The sequence below is a fragment of the Paraburkholderia sp. Ac-20336 genome (assembly GCF_017105025.1).
In the GTDB taxonomy this organism is placed as follows: domain Bacteria; phylum Pseudomonadota; class Gammaproteobacteria; order Burkholderiales; family Burkholderiaceae; genus Paraburkholderia.
In genome coordinates, this window is sequence record NZ_JAAGPS010000001.1 from 13204 (window position 1) to 32455 (window position 19252).

At 65.7% G+C, this 19252-nt stretch carries 16 protein-coding genes; 6 read left to right on the top strand and 10 right to left on the bottom strand.

What is annotated here, in order from left to right; translation table 11 throughout:
* Positions 1-21: 21 nt before the first annotated feature.
* Positions 22-1281 (bottom strand): ABC transporter substrate-binding protein, encoded by a 1260-nt coding sequence (locus GXB81_RS00065; RefSeq protein WP_205987965.1) that lies wholly within the window; start codon positions 1279-1281, stop codon positions 22-24.
* Between the two features lie 184 nt (positions 1282-1465).
* Between GXB81_RS00065 and GXB81_RS00070 the strand changes: the two genes are divergently transcribed.
* Together GXB81_RS00070 and GXB81_RS00075 are read left to right on the top strand one after the other, a co-directional pair.
* A complete protein-coding gene (locus GXB81_RS00070; RefSeq protein ID WP_167044284.1) occupies positions 1466-2284 on the top strand; it encodes an IclR family transcriptional regulator in 819 nt (272 codons plus the stop codon).
* 120 nt (positions 2285-2404) lie between these two features.
* The gene (locus GXB81_RS00075) at positions 2405-3601 is read left to right on the top strand and encodes a sugar transporter (protein ID WP_205987966.1); all 1197 of its coding nucleotides are present in this window, start codon (positions 2405-2407) and stop codon (positions 3599-3601) included.
* A 72-nt stretch (positions 3602-3673) separates the two neighbouring features.
* On the opposite strand, the gene GXB81_RS00080 is transcribed toward GXB81_RS00075, so the two are convergent.
* From GXB81_RS00080 to ilvD, 8 genes are all read right to left on the bottom strand, one after another.
* A complete protein-coding gene (locus GXB81_RS00080; protein ID WP_167044291.1) occupies positions 3674-4864 on the bottom strand; it encodes a porin in 1191 nt (396 codons plus the stop codon).
* 119 nt (positions 4865-4983) lie between these two features.
* On the bottom strand, positions 4984-6381 hold the full coding sequence (locus tag GXB81_RS00085; protein ID WP_241016161.1) for an MFS transporter: 1398 nt from the start codon (positions 6379-6381) through the stop codon (positions 4984-4986).
* A 143-nt stretch (positions 6382-6524) separates the two neighbouring features.
* Complete coding sequence (locus GXB81_RS00090; RefSeq protein WP_167044297.1) at positions 6525-7826, bottom strand: FAD-dependent oxidoreductase; 1302 nt, start codon at positions 7824-7826, stop codon at positions 6525-6527.
* A gap of 56 nt (positions 7827-7882) precedes the next feature.
* A complete protein-coding gene (locus GXB81_RS00095) occupies positions 7883-8344 on the bottom strand; it encodes a DUF126 domain-containing protein (RefSeq protein ID WP_167044300.1) in 462 nt (153 codons plus the stop codon).
* Complete coding sequence (locus GXB81_RS00100) at positions 8341-9627, bottom strand: aconitase X catalytic domain-containing protein (protein WP_167044303.1); 1287 nt, start codon at positions 9625-9627, stop codon at positions 8341-8343. The genes GXB81_RS00095 and GXB81_RS00100 overlap by 4 nt, the downstream gene beginning before the upstream one ends.
* The gene (locus GXB81_RS00105; protein WP_205987967.1) at positions 9628-10545 is read right to left on the bottom strand and encodes a TauD/TfdA family dioxygenase; all 918 of its coding nucleotides are present in this window, start codon (positions 10543-10545) and stop codon (positions 9628-9630) included. It lies immediately after the preceding gene.
* Positions 10535-11917 carry an MFS transporter gene (locus GXB81_RS00110; RefSeq protein WP_205987968.1) on the bottom strand — a complete coding sequence of 461 codons (1383 nt, stop codon included), beginning with the start codon at positions 11915-11917 and terminating at the stop codon, positions 10535-10537. Before GXB81_RS00110 ends, GXB81_RS00105 begins: the two co-directional genes overlap by 11 nt.
* Before the next feature lies 1 nt (position 11918).
* Positions 11919-13634: a dihydroxy-acid dehydratase gene (gene ilvD / locus GXB81_RS00115; RefSeq protein WP_167044313.1), complete on the bottom strand. Its 1716-nt coding sequence runs from the start codon at positions 13632-13634 to the stop codon at positions 11919-11921.
* A gap of 88 nt (positions 13635-13722) precedes the next feature.
* On the opposite strand from ilvD, the gene GXB81_RS00120 reads away from it, so the two are divergent.
* From GXB81_RS00120 to GXB81_RS00135, 4 genes are all read left to right on the top strand, one after another.
* Entirely contained in the window at positions 13723-14685 is a 963-nt protein-coding gene (locus tag GXB81_RS00120; RefSeq protein WP_167044316.1) for a LysR family transcriptional regulator, read from the top strand.
* 253 nt (positions 14686-14938) lie between these two features.
* Entirely contained in the window at positions 14939-15709 is a 771-nt protein-coding gene (locus tag GXB81_RS00125) for a GntR family transcriptional regulator (RefSeq protein ID WP_167283298.1), read from the top strand.
* Between the two features lie 84 nt (positions 15710-15793).
* A complete protein-coding gene (locus GXB81_RS00130) occupies positions 15794-16819 on the top strand; it encodes an aromatic ring-hydroxylating dioxygenase subunit alpha (RefSeq protein WP_167044322.1) in 1026 nt (341 codons plus the stop codon).
* A gap of 64 nt (positions 16820-16883) precedes the next feature.
* The gene (locus GXB81_RS00135) at positions 16884-17837 is read left to right on the top strand and encodes a PDR/VanB family oxidoreductase (RefSeq protein WP_205987969.1); all 954 of its coding nucleotides are present in this window, start codon (positions 16884-16886) and stop codon (positions 17835-17837) included.
* A 135-nt stretch (positions 17838-17972) separates the two neighbouring features.
* Here the strand turns inward: GXB81_RS00135 and GXB81_RS00140 are convergent, their stop codons facing one another.
* A complete protein-coding gene (locus tag GXB81_RS00140) occupies positions 17973-19199 on the bottom strand; it encodes an aspartate aminotransferase family protein (RefSeq protein WP_205987970.1) in 1227 nt (408 codons plus the stop codon).
* Positions 19200-19252: the final 53 nt, after the last annotated feature.

A 19252-nucleotide genomic window follows, 5' to 3' on the forward strand; every position in this document is an offset into this window, starting at 1 on the left:
TGGCGTGGACCGTGGCGCGCATCAGAGCGCACCCATCTGGCAGCCGACGTCGGCCTTGTCGCCGTACAGCGCGTCGAGGCCCGCCGCGTTGTCGGGCAGCGTCTTGACGACGTCGAGGAAGTCGTAGTTGTCGGGGATCTTCGACTTGACCTTGGCGACGAGGATCGGCACCAGCATCTGGTGATCCCATGCACGGTAATACGCGGGCATCGGACGGTTGGGGTCGCGCCAGGCTTCGAGCGCCTTGACGATCGCGGCCGGCTCGACCGACTTCGCCTGATCGATCGATTGCAGCAGCGAACGCATGACGAACCAGCCGGTCCACGCGCGATCGGGCGCGGGATGCTTGTATTTCTTCTGATACGCGGCCGCGAAGGTCTTGTCTTCGGCGACGTTCGCGGGGTTGTTGAAGTACCAGTCCTTCGAGTAGTAGCCCGCTACCGCATTCGGACCGACGCCCCAGATATCGCTGTCGGCCGAGCCGATCTGCGCGATCGGAATCTGCCCTTTCATGCCCATCTCGTTCCACTGCTTGAGGAACGTCGAGACGTCGCTGCCCGCGAGGCCGCTGACGACGACATCGGGCTTGGCCTGGCGAATCTTCAGGATGTACGAGGTGTAGTCGGGCGTGTTCAGCGGCGCGGCATCGGCGCCGGCCACCGTGCCGCCCGAGGCGAGGAGCTGCTTCTGGAATTGCTCGCTGACGCCCTGGCCGAACGCATACGACGCGGTCAGGAAGTACCAGCGCTTGCCGAGCGTCAGCAGTTGCTGCGACATCGCGCGAACCTGCGGCTTGACCGGCAGATGCGCGCGGAACGTATAGCGGTTGCAGGCCTTGCCCGTGAGTTCGTCGGCCGCCGCGTTCGGCGCGATGAACGGAATCTTCGCGCGATTCGCGAGCGCGCTGAGTGCGAGCGCATTGGCGCTCGTGCCGCCGCCGACGATGGCGACCACCTTGTCTTCGTCGATGAGCTTCTGCATGTTCTGCTGCGCCGCCTGCGGGCTCGGCTCGTCGAGCCAGATCAGCTGCACCGGACGGCCGAGCACCTTGCCGCCGTCTTCCTCGAGCACCATGTTCGCGCCCTGCATCAGGTACTCCGAGTGGATCGCGACGGCGCCCTGCTTGGCGAGCACCATGCCGATCCTGATCGGCTCGTCGGCCCGCGCGGGCGCGGGCACGGCCGCGCCCGCGAGCAGGCACGCGAGCGCCGCGAGGGAGGTCGTTTTTTCAGTCCAGCGCAAAACCGCTGCCGACGCGGCCGGGCTCTTCGAATGACGCATGCGTTATCTCCATGATTTGATTTGTATTGGGGCGGCATGAGGGCAAGGGTCTCGCCGCTTTTTTGAACTATATTCCATATTTACGAATTTTGGAAATTATTTCCAATAGACGACACTGGACGCGCCAGGTACCATCCAGGCTGGCAACCAGGTTGCAATGACTGACAGGAAGAGTGAGCTACTGATGGCTGGACCGACTACCCGAACCCTGAGCGTGCTCGAACATCTCGCGCATCATTTCGAAGGACTGCCGCTCGTGGCGATCGCCGACGATCTCGGGATGCCGCGCAGCGCCGCGCATCGGCTGCTGACCGAACTCTGCGACGCGGGTTATGTGCGCCAGGTGCGCAACCACGGCGACTACGTGCTGACGACGAAGCTCGCCTCGCTCGGCCTCAGCTATCTGTCGAATACGGGCGTGCAGGACATCGCCCAGCCGATCCTCGACCGGCTCGCGCAGGATTCGGGCGAATTCGTGCGCCTCGGCGTGATCGACGTCGATCACATCGCGTGGCTGGCGCGCTCGCAAGGCGCGCGCTCGGGCCTGCGCTACGACCCGGAAATGGGGATGGTCGCGCAGCTGTCGTGCACCTCGGCCGGCCTTGCATGGATGCTGACGCTCGCCGACGAAAAGGCGATCGAGCTCGTGTCGAAACAGGGTTTCGGCTCGCGCGACGAGTTCGGACCGAACGCGCCGCAAACCGTGCGCGAGCTGCTCGCGCATATCGAGGCGTCGCGCAAGCGCGGCTACAGCATGACCGTCGACATGTTCATGCCCGGCATGGCCGCGATGGCGGCGCCGATTCGCCGCCGGGGGCAGGAAGCGGTCGGCACGGTGAGCATCGCGGGACCTTCGTCGCGGCTGACGGAACAGCGCATGATCGAGCTGGCGCCGCGGCTGCTCGACGCCGCCAACGAACTCGCGGCGTCAGGCGGCGGCACGTTGTTGCTGAGGGGCTCGTCGCTCGCGGGCGGACATCCGGTGCTGTCGTCGGGGGATTGAAGCGATTGCAGCGCGGCATGGCGCATGCGGCTCCTCATGTGGCTCATAAGGCGCATGCGCCGGCTGACCCGAGGCGCAGGTGCACAGACCGGACACGACTCCTCTTTCCCACATCCAGGCATGTCGACAAACGCATCTGCTCATCCGGAACACTCGTGGTCAGGCGTGCTCGCGCTGACGCTGACCGCGTTCATCTTCAACACCACGGAATTCGTTCCCGTCGCGCTGCTGAGCGCCATCGGCGAGAGCCTGCACATGCGGCCGACCGACGTCGGGCTGATGATGACGATCTATGCGTGGACGGTCGCAGCGGTGTCGCTGCCGTTGACCGCGCTCACCCGCCACGTCGAACGCCGCAAGCTGTTGAGCGGAGTACTCGTTCTGTTTGTCGTCAGCCATCTCGTGACGAGCGTGGCGTGGAACTTCCCGGTGCTCGTCATCGGGCGCATCGGCATCGCCTGTGCACACGCGACCTTCTGGTCGATCTCCGTTGCGCTGGTCGTGCGGCTCGCGCCGCCGGAGCGGAAAAGCCGCGCCCTCAGCCTGCTGGCGATGGGCACGTCGATCGCGATGGTGGCCGGCATTCCGATCGGGCGCGTGATCGGCCAGGCGCTGGGCTGGCGGATCACCTTCCTGACACTCGCGTGCGCGTCGGCCATTACGCTGCCGATATTGCGCGCCACACTGCCCGAGTTGCCCAGCCATCAAACGGGCTCGCTCGCGCACCTGCCCGCGCTGCTGCGCAAGCCGATGCTGGTGGCGCTCTACGCGATTACGGTTCTCGTCGTGTCCGCGCACTTCACGTCGTATACCTACATCGAGCCGTTCGTGCGCAGCGTCAGCCATGCGAGCGAAGGCCAGATCACCTACCTGCTGATCCTGTTCGGCAGCGCCGGCATTCCGGCGGCCCTCTGCTTCAACCACCTCTACCCTCGACGGCCGGCGCAATTCCTGCTGACATCGATTGTCGCGCTGTCCGTGTGCCTGCTGATCCTGTTCCCGTGCTCGCTCGATATCGTCACGCTCTCCGTACATATCGTGGTCTGGGGCGGCGCGATCGTCTGCTTCGGGCTCGCGATGCAGGCATGGATGCTCAAGCTGGCGCCGGAAGCGACGGACCTTGCCGTATCGATCTATTCCGGTCTGTACAACGTCGGGATCGGCGCCGGCGCGCTGTTCGGCAATCACATCGCAGACCGCTTCGGCATGCCGTGGATCGGCACGTTTGGCGGCCTTGCGGGCGGACTCGGCGCCGGCATGGCATGGCTGGCATCGCGCGCGCATGACAAGAACACGGCGGCGCCACCGGCCGTCTAGCGTGCGATGAGATGCCGCCTGGGGTGACGCCTGAATGGCCGCTACAACGCGTAGCGGCCCTCGCGCGGTTCATCAGAACCGGTGCCGCAATCCCGCCAGCACGGCGATCTGACTGGTGCGTCCCGCCCCCGCGGGCCCGAAGAAGTTGATCGCGACCGTGCTCGCATCGCCGGCGAGGTGCTGATAAACCAGCGACATATGCACGTCCGTGCGCTTGGACAGCAGATAGCTGATGCCCGCGTTGACCTGGTGCCACTTCGGCCGGTCGCCGGTCGCGAAGGACGTTGCGCCGGTGCCGGTATAGCCGTGGCCGTCGGTGAAGATATAGCCGATGCCGGCCATCAGCGCCGGCGTGAACTGGTAGCGTCCGTTGATTTCGTAGTTGTCCACCCGCATGGTCTGACCGCCTCGATAGTCGAGCCGCGTATCGGTCACCACGGCGTTGACCGTCGCGGCACCGAACGTGTAGCCGGCCCCGAGCGCCGAAATCCGCTGCCGTTCGACAAAGCCCGCGTTGTAGAAGATGCTGGTCGAGCCGCTATATTCATCGCCGACCGCCCCGTTCGGATTGCTGCCCGAGGCGAGCCCCGCCGACGGATTGTTCAGTTGCAGATAGCTCGCGACCGCATGCAGCGCGCCGCGCTGGTAGTCGAGGCCGAACCCGTAGGCGCGATTGTTGGCGAAGCCCTGGCCATCCGCGCCGGCTGCCTGGTTGCTGAACGCATAGATCGCGCCCATCTTCAGGCCCGTGAGCGGGCTGACTTCGTACTTGACAGTGTTGTCGAGCCGGAACGTCTGGAACGTATCGTCGACGTCGCCGATATGGGCGCCGTAGATGCTGCCGAACTGTAGCCACGACAGCAGCGGCGCGACGTAGTCGAACGTATAGTCATACTGACGGCCGAAAGTGAGCTGGCCGTAGCGCTCGCTGGCGAGCCCCACATAGGCCTGCCGGCCGAACAGCCGGCCACCCTGCGACGACGTGCCGTTCAGTCCGCTGAACCCCGCTTCGAGCCGGAATATGGCGGCGAGGCCACCGCCGAGGTCCTCTCGCCCGACGAAGCCGAAGCGGTCGCCGCTGCCCCACCCTGTCGCCATCGACCAGCGCGAAGCGCCCTGCGTCGTGATCGACGACGCGACCGAATTCGTCCACGCGATGCCCGTATCGATGATGCCGTACAGCGTGACCGAGCTCTGCGCGTGAGCCGCCAGCGGCGCTGCGCAGGCGCAAACGACCGCAGCAGTGCAAACTGCTGTTTTCATTGTCTCTCTCCAGTTTGAATGTGATGTGGACTGCAAATGAAAGCCGATGAGCAGGAGCCTTGCGCGCTAAAGTGCCGGCTCCCGCCACGATGCGCGGCCGCGCATCCCGCCTGTCTGTCCTACCGTTTCGCCGCGGCGCCGGCAGCCGGCAACGGTGCATCGGTGGACATGACGTCTTCCTCGATACCGCCGGGCCGGTACATGCGGCCGAGCACGAACATCAGCACCGCGACACTTACGACCGGCAGCGCTGCGACATGAAACAGATCGCGCACCGGCAGATGTCCGGCCAGCAGCATGCCGCCGATCATCGGACCGGAGATCGAGCCGATCTTCGCCACGCCGATCGCGGTGCCGGTGCCTTTCGAGCGGAAGCTGGTCGGGTAGACGATCGACGCGACCGCGTTGAGCCCGGCCTGGGTTCCAGCCACGCAGAAGCCCACGCCGAACACGGCGGCGGTCAGCAAGCCCATCTTCAGATCCATGCCGAGCGCCGCGACGAGCGGAAAGCCGATCAACGGCAGGCAGGTGACGAGCCGCACGCCATGCCGGTCGATGAAGCGCATCAGCACGAGACCGCCGAGTGTGCCGCCGACCGAGAACAATGTCGTCATCAGCGCGGCGCGATGCGCATCGACGCCGGTCGCCTCGATCAGCACCGGCAACCAGTTTTGCAGGAAGAACAGCGCCATCGAGTTGGCGATGTACGCGAGCCACAGTGCCGTCGTCACGTAGCGCAAGCGGCCCGCGAACAGCATGCGCGGCGAGAATTTCTCGACGCGGCGCTCGTCGGTCACGACGAAATGCGCGTCGGACGGCAGTGCGAGTTCCGGCCTGAGGCGCGCGGCGGTCGCCGCGATGCCGTCGCGAGACCAGCCCTTCAGCACCTGGTAGCGCAGCGACTCGGGCATCACGAACCACAGCAGGGCCGCGACGACGAGCGGCGCGACGCCACCGACCACGAATACCGCCGGCCAGCCGTAGTGCGGCACGAGCCACACCGCGACGCCACCGCCGAAGCCCGCGCCGAGCGTGTAGCCGGTGAACATCAGCGTGACCCAGGTTGCGCGCAGCCGCTTCGGTGCGAACTCCGAGACGAGCACGAACGCGTTCGGCACCGCGCCGCCGATGCCGATGCCCGCCACGAAGCGCAGCCACAGCAACGGGTCGACGCTGGACGCCCACACGGTCGCGAGCGTGGCGACGCCGTACCAGCATGCGCCGAACAGGATCGCGCGCTTGCGGCCGATGCGATCCCCGACGTAGCCGAACACGATCGAGCCGATCATGATGCCGAAAATATTCGCGCCAAACACCGGCCCGAGCACGCTGCGCTCGATGTGCCATGCGCGGATCAGCGATGGCGCGGCGAACGCCAGCGCGCTCAGTTCGTAGCCGTCGGTCAGCATCACGAACCATGTCGATGCAATTAGCAGGACTGCGAACCAGCCGACCTTCTGTTCGTCGATCAGACGCGACACGTCAAGTGTGCGCGCCTCGGGCAAGGTTTGAATCATTGTCTCCTCCAGGAAGTTCCGCATTGACCGCCGGGCAGTGCCCGACGCGTCATGGGGTTCCGGTCATGCAGTGAGTGGACTCGCGGGAACGGGTGCTTGTCGCGCACCTCTGTCGGATTCCCGCGATACGGGCAAGCCGTGCGTCAGTCCTTCAGATGCGGCGGATCGATACGATCGACGTTGTCGGAGAGCCGCTCGCGCAGCGCGCCGCGATCGATCTGCTGAACGCTGCCGCCGTCCGCGAGATCGAACGCATGCGCGGCCGCCGCGCCCATCGCGATGCACGGCCCCATCACGCGCACGCTCGACAGCGCGCTCGCGTCGGCGTCGATACAGCGGCCGACCGCGATCAGATTGTCCGCGCCCTTCACGACGAGACTGCCGAACGGTACGGTATGCAGATGGTCGTCGCCGAACGGTTTCCATTCGTAGCCTTCCGCGCGATCGTGCAGCTCGATCGGCCATGACGTGCGCGCGACGGCGTCGGGAAACTGCTTCGCGGTAATCACGTCTTCCGAGGTCAACTGCTGCTCGCCGACGATCCAGCGCGTCTGCCGGATACCCGGCAAACCGTAGCTGCGGATGTGCGCATTGCGATAGATGTGCGGATACTCGCTGCGCAGGAACTCGAACGCGCGGTCCGCCTGGTCGCGCCCGACGAGCGCGGTGTGCGACGCCGCCATCGGTTCGAGCGGCGTCTCGATGTGCGTCATGTTGGCAATGCCGATGTTGCGGCCGCGGAAATAGAACACGAGACCGTCCTTGCGCTCCAGCCCGTACTCGTTCGCCTTCGCCTCGACGCGTTCGCGGAAAGCGGTCGGGGTCGGCAGATCGGTTTCGTCGAGGTTTTCCAGCACGATCATCTGCGTGCCGCGAATCGGCGTGTCCGGCTCCTGGCAGTCGAAGCCGGCGAGCCACGTGAGCGCCGCGTCGCCGCTCGCGTCAACGAAGCCTTTCGCCGCGATGCGCACGTCGCCGTAGCGCGTCGCCACATCGAGCTCGCTCACCCGCCGGCCGTCGCGCGTCACGTCGCGCAGTACCGCGCCGAGCACGACGGTGATGCCGGCGTCGAGTATCTTCTGTTCGATCCAGCGCGCGAGCGCGACTTCGTCGTACAGCACGACGGTCGTCAGAGGTCCTTCCTTATAGTGCAGCGCGCCCTTCTCGCCGAGATCGCGCAGGATGCCGTCCGCGATGCCGTGCGTGACCTGAAAGCGCTTCGGTCCGTTCGAGAACAGTCCGCAGAACGTGCCGATGATCGAGTTGACCGCCTGGCCGCCGAGCGCGGGCAGGCTGTCCACCAGCACGACCTTGCGGCCGAGTGCCGCCGCTTCGAGTGCGGCCGAGGTGCCGGCAATACCCGCGCCGACGATGCACACGTCCGCGTCGAGTTTCCAGCTCGTCGATTGCCCGCTGCGGCGGACGATACGAGTACCAGTCTTCACAACATTTTCTCCATTAAAACAATGTCAGGTGCGCGCGGATGTCCCGCGCGGCAAGCTCAGGCGCGACCGCGCTTCAGCACTTCGACGACACCACGGTCGGCATCGACGCGGACCCAGTCGCCCGTTTCGATCACGTCGAGCGGATCGACGTCGAAGTCGGTCAGCGAGGGCGCATGGCTGACCACCGCGCCGAGCGCGATCTTCGTGGTCATTTCGTTGAACAGCATCGCCGCCGGCGCGGTGCCGGCGATCCGTGCGATATGGAACTGGCTCGACCAGCCCGACGAGCCCTTCGCGCCCGGAAACACGAGCACCTTGTTCGCGAAGCTCTGTCCGCGCAGTTCGTGGCGCGTCTCGATGATCGTGCCGGTGCGCGGGTCGATGCCGCCCCAGCCGGAGATGCGATCGCGCGTCACCAGCGCTTCGCCCTCGATACAGCCGCCGACCACCTTGCGGCCATGCAGCACGATGGCCGCGTCCGCTGCGCCCGCCGTCGTGTCGTCGTTCTTCGCGTTCATGCGGTAAGCCCTCCTTGCCAGCGGCCCGTCACTGCGGCCTCGATGCAGTCGGCCGTGGTGCCGAACCATGCCTGTACGCCCATGATGGCGGGCAGATAATGCGCCTGCTTCGCCGAGTCGAGCGCGACGACGCGCGTGCCCTTGGGCATCACGCGGCCGATCGCCGAGCACGTATCGGTCATCAGCACGCCGCCCGCGTCCTCGATCAGCTTCGTGTAGCCGGCCTGGTCGGCGAGTTGCCGTGTCGCACGCGCGGTGAAGATCCATAGCTCGGTGTTCGCGCCGATGCGCCGGCCTTCGAGCAGTTGGCACACTTCCCAGATCTGCTCGATCGAATAGTGCGGACAGCCAAGCATTACGAAATCGACCTGCGCATCCTTCGCGGTGGTGTTCACGCGTTCGTACGCGAGACGCCGCTCGGCCGCGCCATAGCGGATCGTCTCGACCGGCCGGCGGCCACGGAACGCTTCGTCGCGCGTGCGCGCCTCCGGCGTCTGACCGACGATGTGATACATCTCGACACCGCCGGACGATGCCGCCGCCGCGCCGAAGTGCTTGAGCTTCGGCAGGTTCGGCACGTCGCGCAGCCCGTCGATTACCGGAATGCGGTCCTGCACGACTTCGCCGACGTAGTAGCCGAGCAGCCCCCAGTCCTGCACCGTCTTCACCTCGATATCGAGCTCGATCAGATGCGTGCCGCCGCGGTTCTCGTCGAGGTGCAGACCCCAGTAAGGAATCTTGCCGGTCAGCATCGCGGCGCCCGTGCTCTCGCGGCCTTCCGCGTTCGTGCGCGCGCCGAGCACCGCGTTGATGTAGATCACCGCCGACGACTCCATCCACGCGCAATGCTCGCCGCGCACCGGCACGTTGCCGGCAAGATACGGCGCGCAGGTATTGAGCGGCTGGATGCCGAGGCGCCCCGTGTAGGCTTCGCCCTGGCGATAGAGCTTGACAATCTGGCTGTCGATCCCCTGGCGCTGCGCATGCTCCGGGTCGAGCCCCTGCTGCAAATGGCTGCTGAACACCTTCGCCTTCGGCACCTCAACGACATCCGGGCTGTCGAGATTGAATTCGGAAAACACCGCGTCGAGGCCGCCGTGCTGCGCCGCGTAATCGCGCAGGAACGGCATCGTCGCGCCGACCGTGCCGCATACGTTGTTGGTGTCCACCAGCCGTGGCGCACCGAGCGCTTCGCCATAGCGCACGAGCAGATCCATCGCGCGCTGCACGGCAGGGCCGTCGCGGCCGTCGAGCATCGCCTGTTCGTCGTCGTTCAGCTTCATTTACCGCGCTCCGTGTGCAGGTTCGGGTTGAGCCGTGTTCGCCCCGGCGTGGCGATCCACGTCGATCGTCGTCGCGCGCCGCAGTTCGCGGCGCACCGACAGGTCGTAGCGGCGGCCTCGATGCAGCGTGCAGCGGTTGTCCCAGATCACGAGGTCGCCGGGCTGCCACTGATGCGCGTACACGAAGCGGCGCGCGGTCGCATGTTCGAGCAGGTCCGCCAGCAACATGCGTCCTTCGGCGATCGTGCGATCGACGACATGCGTCGTATGCGCGCCGATAAACAGATGCCGGCGGCCCGACCCCGCGTGCTCGCGAACGATCGGCCAGCGCACCGGCGGCAGCGCGTTGCGCTGTTCTTCGGTGTACTCGGTATCGCCGAGCAGGAAGCGCGAGTACAGCGCGTAATGCTCCGCTTCGAGCCCGTCGAGTTCCCGCTGGTCGCGCGGATCGAGCGCGTCCCACGCGGCACGCATGTCCGCGTATTCGGTCTCGCCGCCCCACTCGGGCACCACGACCGCATGCAGCATCGAATAGCGCGCGGCCGGCTGCTGGAACGAACTATCGCTATGCCACAGCTGGTTCGCGAGATTGCCGACGATGCGCCGATGCGCGCGGTCCGCAACCTGTCCGGACTCGTCGATGTTCGAGATGTCGGCCAGCTCCTGGTAGGCGAGCCGCGCATGCGGACGGGCCACGCGCTTGAAGCCGAGATCGAGCGGCCCGAGCGCGCCCGCGAACGCCAGCTGCTGTTCCTGCGTGAGCGGCTGCCCGCGGAACACGAGCACCGCGTAGTGGTTCATGGCCGCGTCGATCGCGCAGGCGACGTCTTCGGCGATCGGCCCGGCGAGATCGACGCCTCGCGCGAGACCGGCGAAATCCGGACGCGCGGCGTCGATGGGAACGACTTCAAGCGACATGGGCTGCTCCTGATTGAGTGTTGTCCGACGCGGCGTCGTCGCGACGACGATGCAGGCGGCCGAGGACGAAGGCGAGTACCGCGACGAGCGCGACCGGCGCCGCGCCGAAGAAGAACAGTTGCTCGACGGGCAGATGCGCGGCCATCAACATGCCGCCGATCACCGGCCCCGCGATGGCACCGATCTTCTGGATGCCGACCGCCGAACCGGTGCCTTTCGCGCGCAGCGCGGTCGGATAGACGAGCGCGGCGACGGCGTTCAGGCCGAACTGCGTGCCGACCACCGTGAAGCCCGTGAGAAACACGGCCGCGACGAGCATCGGCCCCGGCAAGCCGGTGCCGAGCAGCGCGACGAGCGGCGTACCGACCAGCGGCAGCACGGTGATGATGATCGCGCCGCGCGTGTCGACGAAGCGCATCAGCGCGAGACCGCCCAGCGTGCCGCCGAGCTGGAACATCGCCGACACGAGAGCCGCCTGTTGCGGCGCCAGGCCGACGCTTTCGATCAGCACCGGCAGCCAGCTGCTAAGGAAAAACAGCGCCATCGAGTTGGCGATGTACACGGCCCACAGCACCGGCGTCAGCGCACGCAACCGGCCCGCGAACAGGAGTCGCAGCGAGCCGTCGCGGGCATCGCCATGCGCGTCACCCTGCGAACCGCTGCCGGTCGCGAAGCGCGCTTGCGGCTCGACGACGAAACCCGGCGCGATCCGCGCAACGATTCGCGCGACTTCGGCATGCCGGCCCTTCAGCGTCAGGAAGCGGATCGACTCCGGCACCGCAAACCACAGCATCGCGCTCGTCACGAGCGGCGCGATGCCGCCGATCACGAACACCACCTGCCAGCCGAACTTCGGCACGAGCCACGCGGATACGAGACCACCGACGCTGCTGCCGATCGTGTAGCCGGTGTACATCAGCGTGACCCACGTCGCGCGCCAGCGCTTCGGCGCGAACTCGGTGGTGTACGCGATCGCGTTCGGCACGACGCCGCCGATGCCGATGCCTGCGAGAAAGCGCAGCACGAGCAACTGTTCGAGCCCCGTCGCGTGCGACGCCGCAAGCGTGAACACCGCGAGCACGACGCTGCCGATGATGATCGTGCGCTTGCGGCCGATCACGTCGCCGAGATAGCCGAGTGCGAACGCGCCGATCATCGTGCCGAACACGAACGCGCCGAACACCGGGCCGAGCACGCCGTGCCCGAGATGCCACGCGCGGCTGAGCGCCGGCGCCGCAAACGCCATCGCGGCGAGGTCGTAGCCCTCGGTCATCATCATCACGCCCATCGCGACGATCAGCAGTACCCCGAAGCGATGGGTCTGCTGCCGCTCGATGACCGTGCCGATGTCGATTACGGTTTCGGCGCCCATCTCAACGCTCCCGCGCCGGCCGGTCCGCGCCGAGCACCGCGCCTTGCGGCATCGTTCCGACCGTCGCGCGATAGATCTTCAGCCAGCCGGTGTCGTTGACGGGCGCGGGGCGCTGCCACGCGGCGCGGCGGCGCGCCACTTCGGCTTCGTCCACCTGCAGATTGCAAACGCGCCGCTCGAGGTCGATCTCGACCGTGTCGCCGTCCTCCACGAGCGCGAGCGGCCCGCCGGTCGCCGCTTCCGGCGAGACCTCGGCCACCACCAGCCCCTTGCAGACGAGACCGGACAGGTGTCCGTCGGTCAGCATGGCGACCTGCTCGGACAAACCCGCGCCATCGATCGCGAAGACGACGCGCGAGGCGCCGCCGCCCATCGCCGGGCCGCCGCACACGCCCGCGCCGCGCATCACGACGACGTTGCCCGGCTGGATGCGGCCGTCCTTGATCGCCGCAATCGCGTCGTCGGAAGTCGAGTAGCACAGTGCCTTGCCTGTGAACGTACGCTGCTTGTCCGGCGAAATGCCGAATTTGACGATGCCGGCCTGCGGCGCGAGATTGCCGCGCACGAGCACGATGGCCGGATGATTGGCGAACGCACGCTCAGGCGTGCGAATCACTTCGTCGTCGGCAATCCAGACATCCTGCAGGTTGTCCTTGACCGTGCGCCCCGTCACGGTCAAGGCGCCGGTGTCGAGCCATGCTTCGAGCCGCTTCATCACGCCGCGGCCGCCGCCGGCCGCTTCCAGCTGCTCGATCGTGTGCGAGCCGACCGGACGCACGCCGGTCAACACCGGAATCTGGGCGGCAAATTCCTCGAACAGCGCATACACGTCGACGTCGATCCCGCCTTCGGCGGCGACCGCCTGCATATGTTTCACCGTGTTGATCGAACCGCCGACGGCCAACACCGTCTTCACCGCGTTCGCGAACGCGCCGCGCGTGAGGATATCGCGCGGCTTCAGGTCGTCGCGCACCATCTCGACGATGCGCGCGCCGGCTTCGCGCACGAAGGCGAACATCTTTTCGCTGTTGGCGGCCACCGGCGTGCTGCCCGGCAGCGACATGCCGAGCGCCTCGCTCACCATATGCATCGAATTCGCGGTGCCGAGTCCCGAGCACACGCCGGGGCCGCGAATCGCGTTCTGGCTCATGCCGATGAGGTCCTCGACCGGAAGCTTGCCGGTCAGCGTGTGCATCGCGCCGACGAACACGTCTTCGATATCGACGTGCTCGCCCCGATATTCGCCGCTCGGCTGATAGCCGCACGCAACGACGATGGTCGGTATGTTCAGCCGCGCGGCGGCCATCAACTGACCCGGCACTGTTTTGTCGCACGAGGCGAGGCACACCATGCCGTCGAGTTGCGCGCCTTCTACGGCCACTTCGATGTCGTTCGTGACGAGGTCGCGGGCAGCCAGCATGTATGCGCCGCGCGCGCCGGCACCGGTAATGAAGTCGCTCGGCGCGGCCGTGCGGATTTCGAACGGCAAGGCCCCCGCCGCGCGAATCGCCTCTTTCAGCTGCGCGGCAATGCCGTCGAGGTGGCTGAAGCACGTCGCGAGTTCCGACGACGAATTGACGATGGCGATCTTCGGCTTGTCGAGGTCCTCTTCGCTGATGCCGAGATTGCGCCACTGGGCGGCGCGTACCGCGCCGAGATAGGAACCACGGGGGAAATTGCTGCGCAACGGGCGTTGCGGCTTCTGTTCTTCAGACATGGTGTCTCACTCCTTTAGTTTGGAAACGATGTTAAAAACGGCGATAAAATCCGTCAATTATGTAACGTCGATAGGGATCATCCAAACTATGGATATTCGTCAGGTCGATCTGAATCTGCTGAAGGTGTTCGATGCGCTGCTGAAGAAGCGCCATGTGACGCAGGCCGGTGTGAGCATCGGCTTGAGCCAGCCGGCAATGAGCTATGCGTTGTCGAAACTGCGCGAACTGTTCGGGGACCCGCTCTTCGTGCGTACCGGGCGCGGCATGGAACCCACGCCCCGCGCGCAGGCGCTCGGCGATCCGGTGGCGCGGCTGCTCGATCTCGTGCAGACCGAGATTCTTCCGGCCCCTGAATTCCGGCCCGCGGAGTCGTCGCGCAATTTCGTGCTGTGCATGTCCGATATCGGCGAGATGGTGTTTCTGCCGCGTCTGCAAAGCTTTCTCGCCAGAACCGCGCCGCACGTGAGCATCAAGACCGTCGCGCTCAGCATGCCGGAGCTCGAGGAAGGCCTCGCGAGCGGCGAAGTCGATCTCGCGATCGGCTACTTCCCGGGGCTCAAGAGCGAGGCGCTCAAGCGCAAGGCGCTGTACCGGCACTCCTACGTGTGCATCGCCCGCGACGATCACCCCGAGATTGGCGACACGCTATCGCTCGATCAATACCGCAACGCCGCGCACGTGATCGTCCATCCCGAGGGCCGCGAGCAGGACGTGCTCGAACGCGCTCACGAACGCCTCGGCATTCGCATCAACGTGCGCTTCAGCGTGCCGCGCTTCATCGGCGTGCCGTTCATCGTGGCCGGGTCGGACATGATCGCGGCCGTCCCTCAGGCGGTCGGTCGGCGTTTCGCGGAGTTCGTGAACGTCAAGCTGTTGCCGCTGCCGTTCCCCGCGCCCAAGTACGACCTCTATCTGTACTGGCATCCGCGCTTTCATCACGAGCCGGCCAACCGCTGGGCCCGCAACGCGATGAGCGAACTCATCAAGGGACCGATGCAGCACGAACCGCTGCCGAATACGAAACGGATGCACCTGAGCGCGGGGCTATAGCGCGCGCCGGCTGGCGCAGCGCGGCTCGCGCGATCGTCTTTCGAGCCGCGTGGAAATACGATGCGCGATCTTTAATCGTCTTATGTTGTACACAATTTATGTTTTGTCGCTCACAAAATCTCGTGGTTTACCCGTAATTCCCCCTGCTATGTCTTGAAAATAGCGCCTCGATGTATACACTCTGTATCCATCGAGCGAGGCAGCCGAGCCATTTCCTGAATCGGCCCGCCCGCGCAACCCTTCCGGACATGCCATGCCCGACATCGAAAATTCCACCGTCGACAGCAAATCCGCCGCCTCGGCATCGCAAACCGTGCGCGCCCTTCTCGGCTTGAGAGAACTGATTCTCGGCGGCGACCTGAGCCCGGGAGAACGCATCTCCGAACTCTGGGTCGTCGAGCGCCTCGGCGTGTCGCGCACGCCCGTGCGGGCCGGGCTGATCCGGTTGCAGGAAGAAGGTCTGGTCGAGCCGATCCCGTCCGGCGGCTTTGCGGTACGCTCGTTCAGCGAATACGAAATCCGCGATTCGATCGAACTGCGCGGCACGCTCGAAGGACTCGCGGCCAGGCTCGCGGCCGAGCGCGGTATCTCGCATACGATGTTTCGCGACCTCAACGATTGCGTCGACGAAATCGACGCCTTGCTGGTCGGCGAACTTTCCGAAGAAACCTTTTCGCGCTACGTGGAAGCGAACGCGAACTTCCATCGGCTCCTCGCCAGCGCGTCGGGCAGTCAGGTCGTGCAGCGCCAGATCGAAAAAGCGTCGACCTTGCCGTTCGCGTCGGCGAGCGCCTTCGTCGTCGTGCAGTCGCTGGACCCGCGCGCGCGCGAAACGCTGGTCGTCGCCCAGGCCCAGCATCGCGCGGTGCTCTCGGCAATCGAGAATCGCGAAGGTGCGCGCGCCGAAGCGTTGATGCGCGAGCACGCGCGAATCGCGCACCAGAACCTGAACCGCGTGCTCGAAAACCAGCGCGCGTTATCGCGCCTGATCGGCGGGAATCTGATCCGCCGCGGCACACGCTAGATCCCGGACCGCGCACGCGGTCACCCCACCGCCTGACCTATCCCATAGACACAGGGCGCCGCGATGCGCCATGGAGGAGAGAACATGTTTCCCAAAAACGCGTGGTACGTTGCCTGCACGCCCGATGAAATCGACGGCAAGCCGCTCGGCCGGCAGATTTGCGGCGAGCGCATGGTGTTCTATCGCTCGGCGGACGGCTCCGTGGCCGCGCTCGAAGACTTCTGCCCGCACCGCGGCGCGCCGCTGTCGCTCGGCAGCGTGCGCGACGGCCTGCTCGTGTGCGGCTACCACGGTCTCACCATGGGCGCGAACGGCAAGTGCGTGAGCATGCCGTGTCAGCGTGTCGGCGGCATTCCGTCGGTGCGCGTGTTCCCGACCGTCGAACGATACGGCTTTATCTGGGTCTGGCCCGGCGACGCCGGCAAGGCGGACCCCGCGACGATCCATCATCTCGACTGGGCGGAGAATCCCGCGTGGGCTTATGGCGGCGGGCTCTATCACATCGACTGCGATTACCGCCTGATGATCGACAACCTGATGGACCTGACGCACGAAACCTACGTGCACGCGACGAGCATCGGCCAGCCTGAGATCGAGGAAGCCCCGCCCGCCACGAAGGTCGACGGCGACACCGTCACGACGAGCCGCTTCATGGAGAACATCGCGCCGCCGCCGTTCTGGGCCGCCGCGCTGCGCGGCAACGGCCTCGCCGACGACGTGCCGTGCGATCGCTGGCAGATCTGCCACTTCACGCCGCCGAGCCACGTGATGATCGAAGTCGGCGTCGCGCATGCCGGCCACGGCGGTTATGACGCGAACTCCGAGCACAAGGTGTCGAGCATCGTGGTCGACTTCATCACGCCGGAAACCGAAACGTCGATCTGGTATTTCTGGGGCATGGCGCGCAATTTCGCCGTCAACGACACGGCACTGACCGAGACGATCCGCACGGGCCAGGGCCGCATCTTCTCGGAAGACCTCGAAATTCTCGAGGCGCAGCAGCGCAACCTGTCGCGCTGGCCGGAGCGGCCGATCATGAAGCTCAACATCGATGCAGGCGGCGTGCAGTCGCGCCGTGTGCTGGATCGAATCCTGCAGCAGGAATGCTAACTCAAGGTTGCGAGCGAGGCGGCCGCACGGCCGCCGTGAACGCCTCACCGTTATTCGAAGCGCCATGAAAGCCATCATTACACGCAAGCTGCCCCTCGCCACCGACATCTGCCTGTTCGAACTGTCGTCCGCCGATAGCGAGCCGCTGCCGCCGTTCTCGGCCGGCGCGCATATCGACGTGCACGTCGACGGTTTCACGCGCCAGTATTCGCTGTGCAACAGCCCCGCCGAACGCGGGGTGTATCAGATCGGCGTGCTGCGCGATCCCGCCTCGCGCGGCGGGTCCATCGCGATGCATGCCTACGCCGCCGGCGCCACGCTCGAGATCAGCGAGCCGCGCAATCACTTTCCGCTCGACGCGCATGCAAAGCACACCATTCTGCTGGCCGGCGGCATCGGCATCACGCCGATTCTGTGCATGGCGATGGAGCTTCTCGACACCGGCCGCTCGTTCGAACTGCACTACTGCACACGCGAGCTCGCGCGCGCGGCATTCCTCGATCGCCTCGCGCAAGCCGGACTGAAAGAGCATTCGCACCTGTACTTCGATAGCGACGCGGCCGAGCAACGGATCGACCTTCAAGCCGTGCTTGCCCAGCCGGACCAGGACACGCATGTGTACGTATGCGGCCCGGCCGGATTCATCGACGCAGTGCTCGGCACGGCGACGAACGCAGGCTGGCCCGCCGCGAACCTGCATCGCGAATACTTCGGCGCGAGGCAGGAGGTCGAGGGTAGCAGCGACAGCAATGTGGCGTTCCAGGTGTCGCTCGCGAGTTCCGGCAAGCTGGTGGAGGTTCCCGCGGGCACGACCGTCGTCGAGGCTTTGCGCACGTGCGGCATCGAGGTGCCCGTATCGTGCGAGCAAGGTGTGTGCGGGACGTGTCTGACTCGCGTGCTGGCCGGAGAGCCGGATCATCGCGATGTCTATCTGACCGATGAGGAGCGCGCGGCAAACGATCAGTTTTTGCCGTGTTGTTCGCGCTCGAAAACGCCGGTGCTGGTTATCGATCTCTGAGTTCGGCGCGGCAGAGGAAATTTCTGCCGTTAGTGTTAGTAAGGAGTTCGTTGCGATCTTACGTGTTAGCACCGACGCTTCGGGCGAATCCTGCCGATCCGCCCGCCACCGTCTTCGCCCTACGTGGAACCGTGCTTACATCAGGCTTGCCACATCCTGAACCGCACCGTCCATGGCCGCGACGATTTCGGCAACGTCACTGTCCGTCATCGGCGTGGACAGCGCCATCAGGCCATAACTCGCGGCCATGACGCCCCGGTTCAACAGCGAGAGATTGAAAGCATTCAACCGCTGAGCCTCGGTCGTGTCGGGAAGCGCGCTGCGATAGTCGGAGACTTCCCGCGCGGTCAAATGCACCTTCAGCAGCGAACCGCACCCGACGACACTCCCCGGTACGCCATGCCGGCGCAACGAAGCCCGCATCCCATCCCGCACCGCATCGCCGATCGCATCGAGACGGGCGAACGCTTCCTGATCGAGCAGCTTCATCGCCGCAAGGCCCGCGCGCATCGTCATCGGATTCGCCGAGAACGTGCCCCCGTGCGGCAACGCCGGCTTGCCGCGCAGCGGGCTGAACACGTCCATGACGTCGCGCCTTCCGCCCACCGCGCCGACCGGAAACCCGCCGCCGATGACCTTGCCCATCGCCGTCAGATCCGCCTCGACGTTCCAGAACGGTTGCGCGCCGTGATAGCCGATGCGCAACGTAATCACTTCGTCGAAAACCAGTAGCGCGCCGACCTTGGTGCTCGCCTCGCGCAGCGCGCGAATATAGTCGCTCGTTGCGGGAACGAGACCCGCGCGATTAGGCATCGGGTCGACCAGCACGCACGCGAGTTCGTCGCCATGCTGTTCGATCAGACGTCGCGCCCCTTCGGGATCGTTGAACGGCAGGACGATCACATCATTGGTCACACCGCGCGGCGTTCCCGCGGCGTACGCGACCGAAGCGGGCTGCACGCCGCCCCAGTTTTCCGGCGTCGGATCGAGGCTGATTTCCGAGTAATCGTAAGAGCCATGGTAAGCACCTTCCACCTTGGCGATCTTTGCGCGGCCCGTGTAGGCGCGCGCCGCCTTGAGCGCATTCATCACCGCTTCCGTGCCCGAATTCATGAACCGCACGGTTTCGACTGATGCAATGCGCTCGCAGAGCAACTCGGCCAGTTCGATCTCCGATTCGGTCGGCATGCCGAATGCCGTGCCGAGTTCGAGCTGCTCCTGTATCGCCGCCTTGATCGCGGGATGTCCATAGCCGTGAATCTGCGACGTGAAATTGTTGATGCAGTCGATGCGGACAACACCGTCTGCATCCCACACGCGACACCCCTCGCCGCGCACGGCATACACGGGATGCGGCTTCATGAAAACCGTCGTGCGGGTATTGCCGCCCGGCAGAGAACGTTGTGCCCGTTCGA